Origin of the sequence: Streptococcus sp. DD04, from assembly GCF_001578725.1 — a bacterium.
GTDB classification, from domain to species: Bacteria; Bacillota; Bacilli; order Lactobacillales; family Streptococcaceae; genus Streptococcus; species Streptococcus sinensis.
Window position 1 is genome coordinate 497,021 of the sequence record NZ_KQ968976.1, and the last position, 3,742, is coordinate 500,762.

Annotated in this window: 4 protein-coding genes; all 4 read right to left on the minus strand. The window is 31.7% G+C overall.

Features of this window, described 5'->3' with window-relative positions; all coding sequences use genetic code 11:
• Window positions 1–170: 170 nt before the first annotated feature.
• Entirely contained in the window at window positions 171–392 is a 222-nt protein-coding gene (locus STRDD04_RS02405; RefSeq protein ID WP_062199028.1) for a DUF1648 domain-containing protein, read from the minus strand.
• 19 nt (window positions 393–411) lie between these two features.
• Window positions 412–1,971 carry a putative ABC transporter permease subunit gene (locus STRDD04_RS02410; RefSeq protein ID WP_062199030.1) on the minus strand — a complete coding sequence of 520 codons (1,560 nt, stop codon included), beginning with the start codon at window positions 1,969–1,971 and terminating at the stop codon, window positions 412–414.
• Window positions 1,946–2,674: an ABC transporter ATP-binding protein gene (locus STRDD04_RS02415; RefSeq protein ID WP_062199032.1), complete on the minus strand. Its 729-nt coding sequence runs from the start codon at window positions 2,672–2,674 to the stop codon at window positions 1,946–1,948. The genes STRDD04_RS02410 and STRDD04_RS02415 overlap by 26 nt, the downstream gene beginning before the upstream one ends.
• 109 nt (window positions 2,675–2,783) lie before the next feature.
• Entirely contained in the window at window positions 2,784–3,401 is a 618-nt protein-coding gene (locus tag STRDD04_RS02420; RefSeq protein WP_007790256.1) for a TetR/AcrR family transcriptional regulator, read from the minus strand.
• Between the last annotated feature and the right edge of the window lie 341 nt (window positions 3,402–3,742).

Genomic DNA, 3,742 nt, shown 5'->3' on the forward strand with positions numbered 1-3,742 from the left:
AATCAACCCCTGTTTCTCAAGAATTTTTAATGCTTTTTGGACGGTTGCAGGATTACATTCTTCCATCTCTGCTAAAGTCCTTATGGGAGGCATCTGTTACCCCGGTACATACTTACCTCTTAAAATAGTTGCTCTTATCACAGATGTTATTTGTAAATATGGATACATATTCACTTAACCTTTTTATTTTTCCTTCCTCGTATAAATTTCCAATAAGCAGAATACGGAATAACCGTAGCAAACAGAAGATAATATTTATTAGCAAACATATCAGGGGTTCCTTTTGCATTGAAATGAACAGGAATTTTCTCCGGGAGAAATATGCAAATAATAAATATTACAACAATCATTAACATCAACACCAAGACATCTTTTAACAGCCCAACTTTCATACAATTTTCCCTCCTTAAACTAAATAAAATTTGACTTGCTAACTTTTATATAAACTTCGCTTGAAATAACAAGTAAAGTAACTGATATTATCTGCAAAACCGGTGTTATCGGAAGATTTAAAAACCAATTAAGAAGAATTGGTGTAATGAGTGCAATTATCCCGACAAGTCCAGACACAATAACAGGCATGCTCTGCTTTACTACCATCATCTCGCTTTCCCATTCATAATTTGGATACTTTTTATTTAGGGAAATTCCTATCACTGTTATAAAGATCGAATAGCATATAGGAACAATTATTAGGTTAATAACTTGAATAAAGTTCATATCAAGTTTTAGCATAAATGCAAATATGGAAATCATATACCCAATCAAATGAAGTGTAAGGTTTACAGCTATCTTGGAATTTAAGATCATTTTTACCTTAACAGGAGAGCTTTGCAAAATCCAAATGTTTTTTCCTTCTAAAGATATCGCTGAAGCTGCCGGGCAACTGAGCGAGAGCATAGATGCAATAAATAATGGAGCAAAATTTGAGAGATATTCATTTATATTTTCTATCCCTGAAGACTCTCCTATTTGTTCTACAGAATTAAAAAGCAAAAATATACTAAAAACACATAAAAGTATTACACCAAGGCCTGCATTCAAGACCGCCATGTACAAGCTTAAAAAGCGTCCCATTTCTTTTTTATACAAGGCAAGAAATATCGATTTTCTATTATAAGATTTTTTGTTATCAGAATATCTTGATGTTGTTTTAGCAAGAGTATTAAGCAATCCATACTTCATCGCAACAATTTTTACAAATATATAAAAAACTGCTGTTGAAAAAGCAATAAATAATCCCATTCCAATATACATTGGAAAATTTGTGTGTTGCACGAATAACCCGGATATTGGGTACAGTTCTGTAATTTGCTTAGAAAGCATGATCTCAATGCTGTCTTCATTACCTGATTTCATAGCTGACACTGCAATATATCCAATTATGCCTATCATTGCAAATGAAAAGATTAGAGCAATAACATTTTTCCTCTTAAAATAAGATGAAACAGCCACAACAATCATTCCCATACATGCTGCTATGCACATAGGTATCAATGGAACAAAAATCATGGAGGTAAAATACAATATAATCTGTAATACATTTAAGCTTCCGTTTAACGCCCAAACAATGCCCCCCGGAAGCATAAATATGAATCCTATTAAAAAGTTCAATAAATACATAAACATAAACTTGCTACTTATAATGTCTGAGCTTTTTAAAGGTAGCGATAAAAGCGTTTCTATATCACGACTACCAAATAAAATTCCATTAGAATAAAATATTGTCAAAAATAATATTGAAAAACTTGATACCGCAACCATATAAGCCGGTATCAATTCCTGCTGTCCAACTTGTACCAGTGTTTTGGCTGTCATAATATTATAGACACAGAAAAATATAGCAAGAGTTATTATTCCAAAACTTGCAATAACAACAGAGCTTTGCTTTTTATTTCTCGGCTCTCTAATTTCGTTGATTGGAAAAAAATTTATCAATTGGGCTCTAATTAGTATCCAAATTTTGCTCATTATCTTGTACCTCCATGAAAAAAGTTTCCAAAGTTTTATCACCTTTGACTTCTTCTGTATTTCCGCTTGCGATTAACTTTCCATTTTTTATAATTGCAATTTTATTACATAATTTTTCTGCAACATCCAAAACATGTGTTGAAAAGAAAATAGCTCCTCCATCCGACACGCATTCGTGCATTACTTTCTTTAGTAGAAAAGCTGCTTTTGGATCAAGTCCTACAAAAGGTTCATCTAAAATTAGTAACTTTGGAGAATGAACCAGTGCAGAAATAATCGCTGTTCGTTGCTTCATACCATGTGAATACGAAGATATCATCCCCGAAAGATGCTTAGTCATTTCAAATAAATCACTATATTTTCGAATTCTTTCTCTACGTATTTCAGTAGAAATTTCAAATAAATCTGCAATAAAATTGATGTACTGAAATCCCGTCATATGTTCATATAAGTCTGGATTATCCGGAATGTATGCCATCATTTTTTTACAAATAACAGGCTCCTCTTTAATGGAATGCCCATCAATCGTTATACTTCCATTCTCAAAATCATGAATCCCAACTACTGCTTTTATTGTTGTAGTTTTTCCGGCTCCATTTGCACCAATGAATCCATAAATATCTCCAGACTGTACTGAAATGGATAGGTTATCAACAACTTTTTTGTCTCCATAAAATTTACTAAAATTATTTATCTCTAACATGCTTTTACCTCCATTGACAATTTGTCAGTTATTCTTTGAAATAATACCGATAGCTTTTTTAGCATTAGCTATCGGAACATTATTATTTTTACAAACATTCTATTCTTTTTCAATTGCTAAAGAGTTTTTTTGCATTTAAGCTTTGTTCAAGCATTATCTTAAATGCGTTTAAATACTCATTGACAGACTCTTTTTTTGAATATCTTATACTTATGTTATTTGAAACAAAAACATAAGCTGTCATAAGAAATTCCGCTGTTTCAGACGGATATTTTACAAAAAGTGTTTTTTCTGATATTCCTTGGTTTATTATCCTTTCAAAATATATTGTCAGTTTTTCAATAATCTTATGAGATAACTTATCTATCATATATCGATTTTCTTCAAGATCAACTGTTTTTTGTAACTCTGTTCCCTCTGCTGAAATATTTTCCGAAGATATAATTGTGGCATCTATAAAAGCTCTAATTTTTTCAATGGCGGTTTTATCTTCATCATAGACAATAACATGAATATCTTTCAATAATTTATCTGAATATTGTTCCACAAGACAATATAAGATATCTTCTTTATTCTTAAAGTGATAGTACAGCAAGCCTCTTGATATATTTACTTTGTCAACAATATCCTGAGTTGTTGTATTAGTATACCCTTGCTCTATAAATAGTAGCATTGCAGCATCCATAATTTCAGCACGTCGTATTTCCGGTTCTTTCACATCTCGCATTTTATCCCTCCTAATTTAAAGGATATCACGCAACTGACATTTTGTCAATTGTGTTTTCTCATTTCTCTTGAATTTTATGGTATAATATATTTACAATTTTAGAAAAATGCTTAATGCTTGCTTGACTTTTGTAGCAAGCACAGTAAGTGTACGGACACTTACGGAAAAATTGACGAAGCAGCCCTTTGGGATCTGCTTCTTTTTTTATCAATTTTTAGCTTGTTAGGGAGAACCCTAAGACCCCGAAATACATTCAAAGGAGGAACTATTTATGGCAAATAGAATACGAAATGAAAGACTTGAAATTAAGTTGACTAAGGAAGAAAAGGCTCTTTTTGAGG

Excerpts from the sequence above, each read along its gene's own strand:
- STRDD04_RS02415 (WP_062199032.1), bottom strand. The coding sequence starts at position 2,674 with ATGTTAGAGATAAATAATTTTAGTAAATTTTATGGAGACAAAAAAGTT.
- STRDD04_RS02410 (WP_062199030.1), bottom strand. The coding sequence starts at position 1,971 with ATGAGCAAAATTTGGATACTAATTAGAGCCCAATTGATAAATTTTTTT.
- STRDD04_RS02405 (WP_062199028.1), bottom strand. The coding sequence starts at position 392 with ATGAAAGTTGGGCTGTTAAAAGATGTCTTGGTGTTGATGTTAATGATT.
- STRDD04_RS02420 (WP_007790256.1), bottom strand. The coding sequence starts at position 3,401 with ATGCGAGATGTGAAAGAACCGGAAATACGACGTGCTGAAATTATGGAT.